14 protein-coding genes are annotated in these 14,346 nt (G+C 75.0%); 11 read left to right on the top strand and 3 right to left on the bottom strand.

All coding sequences use genetic code 11. The annotated features are described in order from the left end of the window. From IH61_RS0138240 to IH61_RS0138250, 3 genes are all read left to right on the top strand, one after another. A partial coding sequence (locus tag IH61_RS0138240; protein WP_031078707.1) for a hypothetical protein occupies nt 1-745 on the top strand: 745 nt, incomplete at its 5' end. A 7-nt stretch (nt 746-752) separates the two neighbouring features. Then, nucleotides 753-1,676, top strand: a complete 924-nt coding sequence (locus IH61_RS0138245; RefSeq protein WP_031078709.1) for an N-acetylmuramoyl-L-alanine amidase — start codon at nt 753-755, stop codon at nt 1,674-1,676. A 186-nt stretch (nt 1,677-1,862) separates the two neighbouring features. After that, nucleotides 1,863-2,783: a hypothetical protein gene (locus IH61_RS0138250; RefSeq protein WP_031078711.1), complete on the top strand. Its 921-nt coding sequence runs from the start codon at nt 1,863-1,865 to the stop codon at nt 2,781-2,783. A 98-nt stretch (nt 2,784-2,881) separates the two neighbouring features. Here IH61_RS0138250 and IH61_RS0138255 read toward each other — a convergent pair whose 3' ends face one another. The 3 genes from IH61_RS0138255 to IH61_RS0138265 form a co-directional block, all read right to left on the bottom strand. Further along, the gene (locus IH61_RS0138255) at nt 2,882-3,943 is read right to left on the bottom strand and encodes a prenyltransferase (RefSeq protein WP_031078712.1); all 1,062 of its coding nucleotides are present in this window, start codon (nt 3,941-3,943) and stop codon (nt 2,882-2,884) included. Beyond that, on the bottom strand, nt 3,940-4,716 hold the full coding sequence (locus IH61_RS0138260; protein WP_051838714.1) for a class I SAM-dependent methyltransferase: 777 nt from the start codon (nt 4,714-4,716) through the stop codon (nt 3,940-3,942). The genes IH61_RS0138255 and IH61_RS0138260 overlap by 4 nt, the downstream gene beginning before the upstream one ends. 103 nt (nt 4,717-4,819) lie before the next feature. Next, a complete protein-coding gene (locus IH61_RS0138265) occupies nt 4,820-6,130 on the bottom strand; it encodes a glycosyltransferase family 4 protein (protein WP_031078716.1) in 1,311 nt (436 codons plus the stop codon). Nucleotides 6,131-6,332: 202 nt separating this feature from the next. Here IH61_RS0138265 and IH61_RS0138270 point away from each other — a divergent pair, with 202 nt between their 5' ends. The 8 genes from IH61_RS0138270 to IH61_RS0138305 all read left to right on the top strand — a co-directional run. Then, complete coding sequence (locus tag IH61_RS0138270) at nt 6,333-7,013, top strand: TetR family transcriptional regulator (protein WP_420714069.1); 681 nt, start codon at nt 6,333-6,335, stop codon at nt 7,011-7,013. A gap of 179 nt (nt 7,014-7,192) precedes the next feature. Continuing rightward, nucleotides 7,193-8,437 carry a prenyltransferase/squalene oxidase repeat-containing protein gene (locus IH61_RS0138275; protein WP_031078720.1) on the top strand — a complete coding sequence of 415 codons (1,245 nt, stop codon included), beginning with the start codon at nt 7,193-7,195 and terminating at the stop codon, nt 8,435-8,437. Then, nucleotides 8,434-9,363 (top strand): SCO2322 family protein, encoded by a 930-nt coding sequence (locus IH61_RS0138280; protein WP_324607647.1) that lies wholly within the window; start codon nt 8,434-8,436, stop codon nt 9,361-9,363. The genes IH61_RS0138275 and IH61_RS0138280 overlap by 4 nt, the downstream gene beginning before the upstream one ends. An 88-nt stretch (nt 9,364-9,451) precedes the next feature. Beyond that, on the top strand, nt 9,452-10,588 hold the full coding sequence (locus IH61_RS0138285) for a CbiQ family ECF transporter T component (RefSeq protein ID WP_031078724.1): 1,137 nt from the start codon (nt 9,452-9,454) through the stop codon (nt 10,586-10,588). A gap of 2 nt (nt 10,589-10,590) precedes the next feature. Then, nucleotides 10,591-12,114 carry an ABC transporter ATP-binding protein gene (locus tag IH61_RS0138290; RefSeq protein ID WP_234327517.1) on the top strand — a complete coding sequence of 508 codons (1,524 nt, stop codon included), beginning with the start codon at nt 10,591-10,593 and terminating at the stop codon, nt 12,112-12,114. Then, a complete protein-coding gene (locus IH61_RS0138295) occupies nt 12,114-12,950 on the top strand; it encodes an ECF transporter S component (protein WP_031078728.1) in 837 nt (278 codons plus the stop codon). Before IH61_RS0138290 ends, IH61_RS0138295 begins: the two co-directional genes overlap by 1 nt. Nucleotides 12,951-13,000: 50 nt before the next feature. Beyond that, the gene (locus IH61_RS49330) at nt 13,001-13,666 is read left to right on the top strand and encodes a signal protein (protein ID WP_234327518.1); all 666 of its coding nucleotides are present in this window, start codon (nt 13,001-13,003) and stop codon (nt 13,664-13,666) included. A gap of 122 nt (nt 13,667-13,788) precedes the next feature. Then, nucleotides 13,789-14,346 (top strand): LysR family transcriptional regulator (locus IH61_RS0138305; RefSeq protein WP_037973946.1); only part of this gene is annotated, 558 nt, incomplete at its 3' end.

The raw sequence follows: 14,346 nt of genomic DNA on the forward strand, positions 1-14,346 counted from the left end.
GCCCCCGGCCACCCCGCCGCAGCCCGCCGAACCGGCCACCGGACCGGCCGACCGTCGGCCGCTGCTGCTGATCGGTGGCGCCGTCCTGCTGGTCCTCGCCATCGGCGGCGGCCTGCTGATGACCTCCGGCAGCGACGAGGACAAGGGCGCCGCACCCGTACCGACCGTCGCCCCACCCGCGCCCGCCACCGGCGCCCCCCAGCCGCTGCCCACGGCCGCCCCCACCACGGCGGACACCTCGACGTCGACCGCCCCCACCTCAGCGCCCTCCCCCACCGCGACCGCGGGCCCGCACGCCGCCGCCCAGGCGAAGGCACTGAACGACCTGCTCGGCGAGGTCGGGACCGCCCAGATCGGCAACGCCGTCGCACAGGTGACCAGTTGCCCCGCGAAGACGGAGATCGAGAAGGCGGCCGCCGTCTTCGACGGCGATGCCGCCCAGCGCCAGAAGCTGCTGGATCAACTCCCCGAGAAGAGCGTCGTGGAGGTGCCGGGCGGAGCGGAGGCCGTCAACTCGTTGAAGTCCGCCTGGCAGGCGTCCATCGACATGGACAAGGCGTACGCGACGTGGGCGCACGCCATCGCGCAACAGGGCTGCTCGGGCAGGGCTCCGTCCACCGACGACCAGAAGCGCGGCGACGCCTTCAGCGCACAGGCCAGGAAGGCGAAGGCGGAGTTCTCCACCAAGTGGAAGTCGATCGCCGAGACCTACGGCCTGACCGCGCCGAACCAGGACAGGATCTGACCCTCCCGTGACACCGCCCCGCCGCTCCGCCCTACTGCGCGCCACCACCGTGGTGGCCGCGGTCGTCCCCCTGTGCACGGCGGGCTGGCTGGGCTGGCGGGCCATCGACGACGCCCCGGCCGCCACCGCCACCGCCGTCGCCTCCCCCACGGCCACCGAGGCGCAGACGACGCCGCTCACCCCGCCCGTCGCCGCCGCACCCACCGCGGCCGCCGCGCCGACGCCGGCCCCCACCCCCGCCCCCACCCCGGCGGCCCCCACCCTCGCCGGCCGCACGATCGTCCTCGACCCCGGCCACAACCCCGGCAACTTCCAGCACCCCTCCGAGATCAACCGCCAGGTCGACATCGGCAACAGCCGCAAGGAGTGCGACACCACCGGCACCGAGACCAACGCCGGGTACACCGAGGCCGAGTACGCCCTCGACGTCTCCCGCCGCGCCCGCGAGATCCTCGCCGCCCGCGGCGCCACCGTCGTCCTGGTGCAGGACGGCGACCGCCCCTGGGGCCCGTGCATCGACGAGCGCGCCCGCGCGGGCGCCGTGGCGCACGCCGACGTCGCGCTCTCCGTCCACGGGGACGGCGGCCCGGCGAGCGGCAGCGGCTTCCACGTGATCATGCCCGCGAAGGTCGTCGCCGGTAAGGCGGACAACTCCGCGATCGTCGAGCCCTCGCACCGCCTCGGCCTGCTGCTGCGCGAGCACTTCCACGCCGCGACCGGTGAGCCGTACGCGGACTACACCGCCAGTGAGGGCCTGGACACCCGTTCGGACCTCGGCGGACTCAACCTCTCCTCCGTCCCCAAGGTGTTCATCGAGTGCGGTAACATGCGCAACTCGACGGATGCCAAGCGAATGACGGACCCTCAGTGGCGCCAACAGGCCGCACTGGGGATCGCCGACGCGCTGACGGCTTATCTGACCACCCGGTGACGGCGGGGTCGGGGCGGTCCGAACCGCGACCGGCCCGCACGGTTTGCAACGAATTCGCCCCGTTCCCGGTCCCGCTGTGCACCGGCGGGACGGTTGGCCCTAGGCTTCTGGTCCGTTCGGGAGTTTCGGCCGGTCACCCCGACCGCACGAATCACCGTCCACGACACGTCAACGAGGGGAACGTTAGTGAATCTGCGCGCTCTCACCAGGGGAGACGCCGCCGTCGCAGGCGGGGCCGTCCTGCTCTTCATCGCCTCCTTCCTGCCCTACTGGACCCCGGGTTGCAACGACAGCAGGTTCTGCGTGTCGACCAACGCGTGGAGCACCGCGTGGTTCCCCGTCCTGCCTTCGGTCTACCTCCTCGGCATCCTCGCCGCGGCGCTGATCCTCGTGCAGCGGTTCCAGGGCCCGGCTGCCGCCAACCGCCAGGTGCTCGGCCTGCGGCTGGACCAGTGGGGCATCGCGTTCGCCGTGTCCGCGCTGTGGGCCTCCATCTGGGCGCTCGGCGGCGGTGGTGACACCTACGGCACCAACGCCGGTCACGGTTTCGGTGCCTGGCTCGGCTTCATCTCGCTGATCGTCCTGGCCGGTGCGGCCGCGGCCGGCCCGCTGATGCCGGCGCTCAAGGCCCCGCTGGTGACCGACCGTCCGGCCGTCCCCTACCAGGGCGGCTACCCGGTGCCGGGCCAGCCCGGCCAGCCGCAGCCCGGCCAGTACGGCTACCCGGCGCAGGGCCACGACCCGGCGTTCGGCGCCCAGCCCACCCCGGGCGGCTACGGCTACCCGGGCGCCGGCCAGCCGCAGCCCGGCCAGCCCGTGGCCCCGGTCCAGCCGCAGGACGCCGGCGTGCCGGCCCCGCAGCCGACCCAGGTCGCGCAGCCGGCCGCCGGTGGCGCCCCGGCCGCGGACTTCCAGCCCTTCTGGTTCGCCGTCCCGGCCCCGCGCCAGCTGGCGCCGAAGGACAACCCGGCCGGCGCCCCGGTCGGCGAGGTCGTTCCGGGCACCTGGTACCTGGCCGTCGAGCAGCGCGGTACGGCGCTCGTCGCCCAGCTGCCGGACGGCTCCCAGGGCGTCCTGGCCGACACCACGGGCATCCAGCGCGGCTGACCGCCCGTACGCACGTACGAGGAAGGGGCGGGACCGGTTTCTCCGGTCCCGCCCCTTCCTCGTGCCCTTTCGCGTACCCCTCGCAGGGCCGCCGTCCGTCAGCAGCAGTCCTGGACCACCAGGCCCGCCGGCAGGTCCTCGCCGCCGAACACCGCGACCGTCGCCGGGTCCCCGCCGAGCGCGGCCACCGCGAGCAGCAGCGCCCCGGCCGTCCAGGTGGTGCGCTCCTCCGGCCAGATGGCGTCGTCCTCGAAGACGTACCCCGTCCAGTACGAGCCGTCCTCGTGCCGCAGGTGGCGCTGGATCCAGCGCAGGATGTCCACCGCGCGGTCGGACTGGCCGATCGCCCAGAGCGCGAGGGCGAGTTCGGCGCTCTCGCCGCCCGTCACCCAGGGGCGGTCGCTGACGCAGCGCACACCGAGGCCCGGCACGACGAAGCGCTCCCACTCCCGCTCGATCCGGGCCACGGCGGCGTCGCCGCGCAGGCCCGTACCGAGGACGGGGTAGTACCAGTCCATGGAGTAGCGGTCCTTGTCGAGGAACCGCTCGGGGTGGTGGGCGATCGCGTGGCGCAGCCGTCCGGCCGCCAACTCCCAGTCGGGCTGCGGCTCTTCGCGGTACTCGGCGATGGCGAGGCCGCAGCGCAGCGCGTGCAGGATGCTGGACGAGCCGGTGAGCAGCGCCTCGCCGGTGGCGGTGCCGTCCTCGCCGACGCGCCAGGCGATCGGGCCGTCGGGCAGCCGCTGCTCGACGATGAAGTCCAGCGCCTGCCGCACGACCGGCCAGATCCACTCCAGGAAGGCGTCGTCGCCGGTGCTGAGGTGGTGGTGCCAGACCCCGACGGCCACGTAGGCGCAGAAGTTGGTCTCCTTGGAGCGGTCGGTCACCACGCCGTCGGTGTAGGCGGCGTACCAGGAGCCGTCCGGGTTCTGGTGCTCGGCGAGCCAGCGGTAGGCGGCCTCGGCGGCGGCGTGCTCGCCGGCGGTGTCCAGGGCCATGGCGGCCTCGGTGTGGTCCCACGGGTCGAGGTGGTGGCCGGCGAACCACGGGATGGCACCGTCGGGGCGCTGCTCGGCGAGGATGCTGCGCACGGTGTCGGCGGCCTGCTCGGCGTCCAGCACCCCGTCGAGGAGCAGCACCTCGGGGACGGCGGCGGTCATGCCCCGGCCTTCGCCGTCGCCTGCTGCGGCTCGGAGGCATGCGGCTTCGAGGCGTGCGGCTTCGAGGCGTACGCGACGAAGCTCTTGCCGATGAGCGGGTTGAGCGCCTTCTCCGCGGCCTTGGTGAGGCTGCTGATCACCGGGGTGCCGACGATGTCCCAGACGAGCAGCTGGTGGTACGCCTTGACGGGCAGCGCCTTGTCGTTGTCCACGCCCACCGCGCACTTGATCCACCAGTACGGGGAGTGCAGGGCGTGCGCGTGGTGGCTGCCGTACGGCTCCAGGCCCGCGGCCTTGATCTTGCCGAGCAGTTCGTCGCCCCGGTAGATCCGGATGTGGCCGCCCTCGACCTCGTGGTACTCGTCGGACAGCGCCCAGCAGATCTTCTCCGGCAGCCAGCGCGGCACGGTGACGGCGAGCAGGCCGCCCGGCTTCAGGACGCGGAACATCTCGGCGAGCACGCCCTCGTCATCGGGTATGTGCTCCATCACCTCGGAGATGATGATCTTGTCGAAGTACCCGTCCTCGAACGGCAGCGCCAGCGCGTTGCCCTCCATCGCGACCGCCGACGCGCCCTCGGGGGCCTCACCGGCCTGCTCCATCGCGGCGAACCACTTCTTGACCTCGGCGATCTCCTCGGCGTTCTGGTCGAGGGCGATCACGTTGGCGCCGCGGCGGTAGCACTCGAACGCGTGCCGGCCCCCGCCGCAGCCCAGGTCGAGCACCCGGTCGCCGGGGGCGAGCGGGAAGCGCGAGAAATCGACGGTCAGCACTGCTGGGCTCCCATTCCTATTGCCGACAAGCGTTCTTGACGCACCGTCAGGTATGTATGTGCGCGCCCCAGGCCACTGGGGCGCTAGGGCACCAGGGCACGTCCTAGGGCACGTACCGCCAGCCCGGGCCCGAGCGGGCCCGCGCACCGGAGCCGGTGGCGATCGCCGCGCGGTACGCCTCGGCGGTCAGCTCGGCGGCCCGCTCCCAGGTGAACCGGGCCAGCACCCGCTCCCGTCCGGCCGCGCCCAGCCGCGCCCTCAGCTCCGGGTCGTCCAGCAGCCGGCCGAGCGCCGCGGCCAGCCGGTCCGCCTCCCCCGGCGGCACGGACAGGCAGGTCTCGCCGTCCGGCCCCGCCACCTCGGGGATCGCCCCGCCGGTGGTGGCGACCAGCGGCGTGCCGGTGGCCATCGCCTCGGCGGCGGGCAGCGAGAAGCCCTCGTACAGCGAGGGGACGCAGGCCACCTCGGCGGAGCGGTAGAGGTCCACCAGCTCGGCGTCGCTCAGGCCCGTACGGAACTCGATGTGCTCGGCCAGCCCGAAGCGGCGCACCGCCTCGGCCACCGGCCCGTCGTCCTTCTGCGGCTTGCCGACCACCACCAGGTGCGCCTCGCGCTCGGTGCGGACCTTCGCCAGCGCCTCCACCAGGTACACCAGGCCCTTGAGCGGGACGTCCGCACTGGAGGTGGTGACGATGCGGCCCTTCACCCGCTCGACGCCCTCGGAGGGCGACCAGAGCCGGGTGTCGGCGCCGATCGGCACCACCGAGATCGCGCCCGGCGCGGCGCCCAGGTGCTCGGCGATCTCGCGCTTCGAGGTGCCGGAGACGGTCAGCACGTGGTCCAGCCGGGCGGCTACGCGGCGCTGCATCCGGGTGAAGGCGTACCAGCGGCGCAGCGACAGCCGCTTGAGCCGGGTGGGGGCCGCCTCCAGCTCCAGGCGGCGGTCCACGGTGATCGGGTGGTGGATCGTGGTGACCAGCGGGAACCCGTGCCGGGCCAGGCCCAGCAGGCCGTAGCCGAGGGTCTGGTTGTCGTGCACCACGTCGTAGCGGCCCTTGTGGGCGGCCAGGTACCGCCGGGCGCGCAGCGAGAAGGTCAGCGGCTCGGGGAAGCCGCCGGTGCGCATGGTCGCGTACTCCAGGGCGTCCACCGCGCCGCGGAACTCCTCGCGGGCGGGGGTGCGGAACGGGTCGTCCGCGCGGTAGAGGTCCAGGCTGGGCAGCTCGACCAGGCGCACCGAGCCGGGGCCCTCCACCTCGTCCAGCACCGGGTACGGCTGCGAGCCGATCACGTCCACATGGTGGCCCAGCCTGGCCAGTTCGCGGGAGAGGTGACGGACGTAGACGCCCTGGCCACCGCAGAAGGGGTCCCCCCGGTACGACAACAGGGCGATGCGCAGCGGCTGCGCGGTCATCCTGGGCCCTCATCTCTCGCTGCGATCTGTGCTGCCGGTCGGTGTGCCGGTCGCTAAAGTAGATCAGGTTTCAGTGGCTGTGGAACTCGTCATCGACCGTGTGAACAATGAGAGACCTCGAAGATACCGGCCCGTAGCATCCGCTCAGGAGCCAGGGCTGGTGATTCCCGCCACGCCGGCCCGGTCGACCCCGCGTCGACCCGTGCCGTCCACGGTGGAGCACGTCACCGCCCACGCGCCCCGGGAGCACTCCTTGCCGTCGTCCGCCTCGTCCGCCCCTTCGCCCTCGGTGGTCCCCTCGGTTTCCGATGCCGCTCCGCTGACCGCCCGCCAGGCCGAGCGCCGGCAGCGCATCCTGCGGGCCGCGACCGCGCTGGCGGCGCGCGGCGGGTACGAGGCGGTGCAGATGCGGGAGGTCGCGGAGGGCGCGCAGGTGGCGCTCGGCACGCTGTACCGGTACTTCCCGTCCAAGGTGCACCTGCTGGTCGCGGTGATGCTGGAGCAGTTGCAGGGCCTCCAGGACCACATCCGGCGCCACCCGCCGACCGAGGAGGAACCCGCCCTGCGCGTCGCCGACACCCTCACCCGGGCGTTCCACGCGCTGCAGCGCGAACCGCTGCTCGCGGAGGCGATGGTGCGGGCGCTGTCCTTCGCGGACCGCTCCGTCGGCGCCGAGGTGGACCAGGTCAGCGGAGCCACCGGACAGCTCATCCTCGACGCGATCGGGCAGTCCGGCCCGCCCAGCGAGAGCCAGCGCGCCGCCGTGCGCGTCATCGAGCACACCTGGCACTCGGCGCTCGTCTCCTGGCTCTCCGGCCGCTCCTCGATCGCCGAGGTCCGGGCCGACCTGCACACCGCGGCGCGGCTGCTCAACCTGCCCTGAAGTTGAAACCTGTTCCTGCTCCGGGTCCTGCTCCGGCTCCGGGTCCCGTTCCTGATCCGGCTCCCTCTCCGGGCCCTGCTCCGGTACGCGGCGGCCCGGGGCCCGTCCCGCGGCCCGGCGGCTAGAGTCGACGGGCCCGCCCGGGGCCGCCCCCGCTCACCGAAAGGCACGACCGCATCATGCTCACCGCCGCCCGCCTGGGCGCCGCCGCCCTGTCCGCCGCGCTGTCCTCCGTGCTGCTGACGGGCCTCGCCGCCGCCCCGGCCCTCGCCGACGTTCCCACGCCCGCCATCCCGGAGGGCCTGTACGGCAAGGGCGACCCGACGTACGACGGCGTCTGGCGGCAGTCCCTCGCCCTGACCGCGCTGGCCGGCGCCAAGGTCACCCCGGCCGACTCGGCGGTCGCCTGGCTCACCGGCCAGCAGTGCGAGGACGGCGGCTGGCCCTCCTACCGGGCCGCCGGCGCGGCCTGCGACGCCAAGTTCGAGGACAGCAACGCCACCGCCGTCGCCGTCCAGGCCCTCATCGCCCTCGGCGGGCACCAGGACGCCGTCGACAAGGGCGTCAAGTGGTTCAAGGCCAACCAGAACGCGGACGGCAGCTGGGCCTACAACCCCGGCAACCCGGGCGACGCCAACTCCACCGCCCTCGCGATCAGCGCCCTCCTCGCCGCCAGGACCGACCCGGCGGGCGTCGCCAAGTCCGGCAAGTCCGCGTACGACGGGCTCGCGCTCTACCAGCTCGGCTGCGCCGCCCCCGCCGACCAGCGCGGCGCCTTCGCCTACCAGCCGGCCCCCCAGGGCGGCGCGCTCGCCCCCAACTCCCTCGCCACCGGCCAAGCCGCCCTCGCCGCCGCCGGCGGACACCTGCCCGTCGCCACCACCGTCCGCAGCGACGCCGCGCCCAAGGCCCTGGCCTGCACCGACGCCGCCGCCACCGGACCGGTCTCCCGCCTCGACTCGGGCGAGGCCGTCGCCGCGTACGTCACCGCCCAGCTCACCTCGGGCGGCAACCACCTCACCCTCACCACCCCCGGCGCGGCCCCCACCCCCGACTACACCGCCACCGCCTGGGCCGCCCTCGGCCTCATCCAGTCCGGCCACCCCCAGCAGGCCGCCGACGCCGTCGACTGGCTCACCGGGCAGGGCGCCACCTGGACCAAGAACGGCACCGACGCGGGCGCCACCGCCAGCCTCCTCCTCGTCACCCAGGCCGCCCACGGCGACACCGCCGCCCTCACCGGCCAACTCACCGCCCTCGGCCCCACCCCCAAGGCCACCACCGCCCCCGCGCCCACCACCACCTCCGAGCCCAAGCACAACGACGGCATCGGCCAGTACTGGCTCATCATCGTCGGCCTCCTCGTCGGCATCGGCGGCGGCTTCCTCCTCAGCCTCCAGCGCAAGCGCACCCCCCGCCCATGACCTCCGCCCCCCACCCCGCCACCCGGGCCACCCGCCCGGGCGGCGACACCGGCAGCCCCGACAGCTCCCCCGCAGCGGCAGACACCCACCCCGTCGAGCGCCGTGCGAGCACCACCGGCCAGCCCGCCCAGGCCGCCGGCCTCCCAGCCCTCACCACGGCCGACACTCCTTCGGCTGCCGATACCCACCGCCTCTCCGCGGCCCGGGCCGTCCGCCCGGGCCGCGGCACCGCCGTGGCCGGCCGGGCTGCCGGGGCGGGTGCGCGTAGCGGCACACGGCGTGGGGGCCGGCTCGGGGTTGTGCTGGTGCCGGTGTTGGCCGTGCTCGTCGTCCTCGCGGGGGCCGGGACGGCGGAGGCTGCCGGGTATCGGTACTGGTCGTTCTGGCGTGGGGCGGACGGCGGGTGGGCCTATCAGCAGCAGGGGCCCGCGATCGCCGTCCCGACGGACGGGGCGGTGGACGGGTGGCGGTTCGCCGTGAGCCCCGACGGTGGCCAGGACGCCGCCAAGCCGCGCGTCGGCGCCGACTTCGCCGCCGCGTGCGCGGGCACACCTGCGCAGCAGGGCCGCAAGCGGGTGGCCGTGGTGCTGGACTTCGGCACCGCCGAGGACGCCGGCTCCGCCGGGCCGCCGCCGGAGCAGCGCACGCTGTGCGCCTCCGTCGCGCCGGGCGCCACCTCGGCCGAGGTGCTGGCCGCCGCCGCACCGCCGCTGCGCTACGACACCAACGGCCTGCTCTGCGCCATCTCCGGCTTCCCGAAGGCCGGTTGCGCCGACCAGCTCGGCTCGGCCGCCCAACCGGCGGCCGCCGCCCCCGGCTCCTCCCCGTCGAGCGGCCCCGACCTCGGCCTGATCGCCGGTGGCGCACTGGTCGCCGTTCTGGCGGGCGGCGCCGTCTGGCAGGCCCGCCGCCGCCGTTCGACGTGACCGGCCTCAAGGACCAGCCCATGCCGCCCACCCCCAACCCCGTGCACAGGAAGTCGGCGGGCCTGACTTCCCACGCGCCCACCAGCGCCTGACCACCCCACCTACCAGGAACACCCCCGTGCCCCCTCCCCGCAGTACCCGAACGCCCGCCGGGCCGCGCCAACTGCACCCCGGTGCCTGGTGGTTGTGGGCGCTCGGGATGGGTGCGGCAGCGACCCGCACCACCAATCCCGCGATCCTTCTCCTGATCGCCGCCGTCGCCGGCTACGTCGTCGCCGCGCGGCGCGGCGATGCGCCCTGGTCGCGGTCGTACGGGGCGTTCCTGCGCCTGGGGCTGGTCGTGCTGGGCATCCGGGTGGTGTTCGCCGTGCTGCTCGGTTCGCCGGTGCCCGGTACGCATGTGCTGTTCTCCCTGCCCGAAGTGCCCCTGCCCGCCTGGGCGCAGGGGGTGCGAATCGGTGGCCGGGTGACGTTGGAGGGCCTGCTGGCCGCGCTCTACGACGGGCTGCGCCTGGCGACCCTGCTGGTCTGCGTGGGCGCCGCCAACTCCCTCGCCAGCCCGGCGCGCCTGCTGCGGGCCCTGCCCGGGGCGTTGTACGAGGCGGGGGTGGCGGTGGTCGTGGCGATGACCTTCGCCCCGAATCTGGTGGCCGACGTGCGCCGCCTGCGTGCGGCCCGCCGTCTGCGGGGCCGTGAGGACCGGGGCATCGCCGCCGTGCTGAGCGTCGGACTCCCGGTCCTGGAGGGCGCGTTGGAGCGTTCGGTGGCGCTCGCCGCCGCCATGGACACCCGTGGTTTCGGCCGTACCGCCGACGTCCCGCGCCGCCTCGCCCTCGCCACGGCCGCGCTCACCCTGGCCGGGCTGCTGGGCGTCTGCCTGGCCGCGTACGGCCTGCTGACGGCGGGCGGCACCGGCTGGGCGCTGCCCGTCCTCGCCCTGGGCCTGGCCGCCGCCTTCGCCGGGCTGGCGCTCGGCAGCCGACGGTCCGTCAGAACCCGTTACCGGCCCGACCCTTGGGTGCTCCCCGAGTGGCTCACCGCCACCTCCGGCCTCGCCGTGGCCGCGCTGACCACGTACCTGGCGGGCGCCGACCCCGCCGCCTTCGCCCCGACCGTCGTCCCGCCGTCCGTCCCCGCGCTGCCGCTGGGCGCCGTCCTGGCCGTACTGCTGGGCCTGGTACCGGCGTTGGCCGCCCCGAAACCGCCCTCAGCGGCCTCGACCTGACGGTGCCCGAGGGCGAACTGTGCCTGCTGGTGGGCCCGTCCGGCTCGGGCAAGTCGACGCTGCTGGGCACGGTCTCCGGCCTGGTGCCGCACTTCACGGGCGGGGTGCTGCACGGCCGGGTGACGGTCGCCGGGCGGGACACCCGCGAGCACCGTCCGCGTGACCTCGCCGACCTGGTCGGCACCGTCGGGCAGGACCCGCTCGCACACTTCGTCACCGACACCGTGGAGGACGAACTCGCCTACGGCATGGAGTCCTTGGGCCTGCCGGGCGACGTGATGCGCCGCCGCGTCGAGGAGACCCTCGACCTCCTGGGGCTCGCCGACCTGCGCGGCCGCGCCCTCACCTCACTCTCCGGCGGCCAACAGCAGCGCGTCGCGATCGGCTCGGTGCTCACCGTGCACCCGCGCGTCCTCGTCCTGGACGAGCCCACCTCGGCGCTCGACCCTGGCGCGGCCGAGGAGGTGCTGGCCGTCCTGCAGCGCCTGGTGCACGACCTGGGCACCACCGTGCTGATGGCCGAGCACCGGCTGGAACGGGTGGTCCAGTACGCCGACCAGGTCCTGTTGCTGAGCCCCGGCGCCCCGCCCGTGCTGGGCGAGCCGGCCGAGGTGATGGCGCACTCGCCGGTGCACCCGCCGGTGGTGGGCCTGGGCCGGCTCGCCGGGTGGCGGCCGCTGCCGCTGTCCGTCCGCGACGCCCGCCGCAAGGCCGCCGGCCTGCGCGAACGCCTCGACGGGCGCGCCCCCGCCACCCCCGTGACCCCGACGTCCGACCCCGTCGCCGCCGTCGAGCGCCTCGTCGTGCGCCGGGGCCCGGTGCCCGCGCTGCGCGGCGTCGACCTCGTGCTGTGCCCCGGCGAGATCACCGCCCTGATGGGCCGCAACGGCGCCGGCAAGTCCACCCTCCTGGGCAGCCTGGTCGGACTGCACGCGCCCGCCTTCGGCACCGTCCGGGTCGGCGGCCGCATCCCGCACCGCACCCGCCCGGCCGAGCTGATCCGCGAGGTCGGCCTCGTCCCGCAGGACCCGCGCGACCTGCTGTACGGCGAGTCGGTGGCCGCCGAGTGCGCCGCCGCCGACTCCGACGCGCACGCCGAACCCGGCACCTGCCGCGCCCTGGTGGAGCGGCTGCTGCCCGGCATCGCCGACACCGCGCACCCGCGCGACCTCTCCGAGGGCCAGCGGCTCACCCTGGCCCTGGCCGTGGTGCTCACCGCCCGGCCCCCGCTGCTGCTGCTCGACGAGCCGACCCGCGGCCTGGACTACGCCGCCAAGGCCCGGCTGGTCGCCGTCCTGCGCGACCTCGCCGCCGAGCGGCACGCCGTCCTGCTGGCCACCCACGACGTCGAGCTGGCCGCCGAACTCGCCCACCGCACGGTGATCCTGGCCGAGGGCGAGGTCGTCGCGGACGGCCCGACCGCCGAGGTCGTGGTCTCCTCCCCCGCCTTCGCCCCGCAGGTCGCCAAGGTGCTGGCGCCGGGGCCCTGGCTCACCGTCCGCCAGGTCGCGGAGGCGCTGGCGTGATGAGAAGTCACCCCGTGCCGCTCGGCCGCCGCTCCGTCCTCGCCCTCTCCCTCGTCTCCCTCGTCGGCGTGGCCGCCTTCGGCTGGCCGCTGCTCGCCTCGACGAAGTCCGCGCTGGTCGGCCACTCCGCCGACGCGCCCTGGCTGTTCGCCCTGCTGCTGCCGCTCCTCCTGGCCGTCGTCATCGCGCAGATCAGCGAGGGCCGGTCGGCGGGCGGGGGCGCGCCGGGCCTGGACGCCAAGTCCGTCGCCCTGCTGGGCGTCCTGGCCGCGGCGGGCGCCGCGCTGCGCCCGCTGGGCGCGGGGACGGCGGGGCTGGAGCCGATGTTCTTCCTGATGGTGCTCTCCGGCCGCGTCCTCGGCCCGGGCTTCGGCTTCGTCCTCGGCTCGCTGTCGATGTTCGCCTCCGCCCTGCTGACCGGCGGGGTCGGGCCGTGGCTGCCGTTCCAGATGCTCGCCATGGGCTGGGTCTGCCTCGGCGCGGGCCTGCTCCCGGGCGCCGCCACCCTGCGCGGGCGCGGCGAACTCGCCCTACTCGCGGTGTACGGCGCGCTGTCCGCCGTCCTCTACGGCACGATCATGAACCTCCAGGGCTGGCCGTACATCGCGGGTCTCTCGGGCTCCATCTCCTTCGTCCCCGGCGACCCGCTGCCCGCCAACCTCCTGCGCTTCGCCGCCTACTGCCTCACCACCTCCCTCGGCTGGGACCTCCCGCGCGCCGCCCTCACCGTCGTCCTCTGCCTCACCCTCGGCACCCCCGTCCTGCGCGCCCTGCGCCGCACCACCCGCCGGGCCGCCTTCGACGCCCCGGTCTCCTTCCGCCCACCGGAGGCGTGACCGGCGGGCGGTCCCGCCGAGGTCCGGGACACGCCCTAAGCTCTCCGACCATGCGTTGCATACGACTGGCCGCGCTGCTCGCCGGCGCCGTCGCCCTGACCGCCGCCTGCACCGACGCGCCCGCGCCCTCACCCACGCCCACGTCTCGAAGTGCTCAAACTCAGAGCGCTCCGACGCAGAGCGCCACGGCCCAGGCGCGGAAGCTCACCCCGGCGGAGCTTCAGGGCCAGTGGTGGTCCTGGGCCGCGTCCACCGAGCAGTCCCGGAACCCGGTCCTCGACGAGGACGGGCACCTGTGCGCCCGGGGTCAGAAGGACGGGATCTGGTTCCTCGCCGGCACCACCGGGGGCACCGTCAGCCGCTCCTGCACCGTCCCCGTCGGCGCCCCGATCGCGTTCCCCCTGGTGAACATCTTCGGCCAGACCTCCGACTGCACCGACTTCATGAAGGCCGCCAAGGGCAGCGCCGCCCTGGACGGAAGCCCCCTGACACCCGAGACCTTCGACGCGACGCCGATCGAGATGGCCGCCGTCCCGGGCAACCCGTTCACCTCCGAGACCTCGGCCCACACCTGGTCCTGCGGCCTGTGGGTGCGCCTGGACCCGCTCACCCCGGGCACGCACGAGCTGACCCTGCGGGGCGAGTCCGGCTCCTTCTCCACCGGGGTGGACTACCACCTCACCGTCGCCGAGCGGCCCCCGGCCGGAACCACCTGACCGACCCGCCCGCCCGCCGACCCACTTGCCCGTACGCTGACACGCAACACGCATACCCTCGTGCACCCACGCACACCCACGCACAGCACGCACTCGTCAGCACCAGGCAGTCGGGAAAGCCAGTGGAACTCGGTCAGTTGCGCGTCTTCGAGGCGGTCCTCGCCCACCACACCATCGCCGAAGCCGCCACGGCCCTCGCGCTGGACCCCTCCGCCGTCGACGCCCAACTACGCGCCCTGGAACGGAGCCTGGCCACCGCCCTGCTCCACCGCACGCCCCGCGGCCTGGTCCCCACCCCGTCCGGCGAGCGGCTGATCCCGTGGTCCCGAAGACTGTTGGAGCAGGCCGACCAGGCCCGGCGCGAGGTGGCCGGCCCCCGCGCCCGCCTGCGCCTGGGCGTCCTGCACTCCATACCGGCCGCGGACCTCGCCGCCGCCCTCGCCCAACTCTCCGACCACCGCCTCGAACTGCACACCTCCACCACCTACGACGCCCTCCTCCACGGCGTCGCCGCCGGCGCCCTGGACGCGGCCCTGCTCCTGGACGCCCCCGGCCCGCTCGGCACCCTGGGCTTCCCCCTGCCGCCCGCCCCGCTCGCCCACCTCGACCTCGCCGAACTCCCCCTCGCCCTGGTCGCCTCCCCCACCCACGCGCCGCGCCTGCTCCTCCCCGCCCCCGGC

It is taken from the genome of Streptomyces sp. NRRL WC-3742, assembly GCF_000720635.1.
In the GTDB taxonomy this organism is placed as follows: Bacteria; Actinomycetota; Actinomycetes; order Streptomycetales; family Streptomycetaceae; genus Kitasatospora.

What these genes read in the sequence shown, in the direction of transcription:
- IH61_RS49330 (WP_234327518.1), top strand. Translation starts at nt 13,001, where the DNA reads ATGCGTTGCATACGACTGGCCGCGCTGCTCGCCGGCGCCGTCGCCCTG.
- IH61_RS0138295 (WP_031078728.1), top strand. Translation starts at nt 12,114, where the DNA reads ATGAGAAGTCACCCCGTGCCGCTCGGCCGCCGCTCCGTCCTCGCCCTC.
- IH61_RS0138255 (WP_031078712.1), bottom strand. Translation starts at nt 3,943, where the DNA reads ATGACCGCCGCCGTCCCCGAGGTGCTGCTCCTCGACGGGGTGCTGGAC.
- IH61_RS0138275 (WP_031078720.1), top strand. Translation starts at nt 7,193, where the DNA reads ATGCTCACCGCCGCCCGCCTGGGCGCCGCCGCCCTGTCCGCCGCGCTG.
- IH61_RS0138280 (WP_324607647.1), top strand. Translation starts at nt 8,434, where the DNA reads ATGACCTCCGCCCCCCACCCCGCCACCCGGGCCACCCGCCCGGGCGGC.
- IH61_RS0138265 (WP_031078716.1), bottom strand. Translation starts at nt 6,130, where the DNA reads ATGACCGCGCAGCCGCTGCGCATCGCCCTGTTGTCGTACCGGGGGGAC.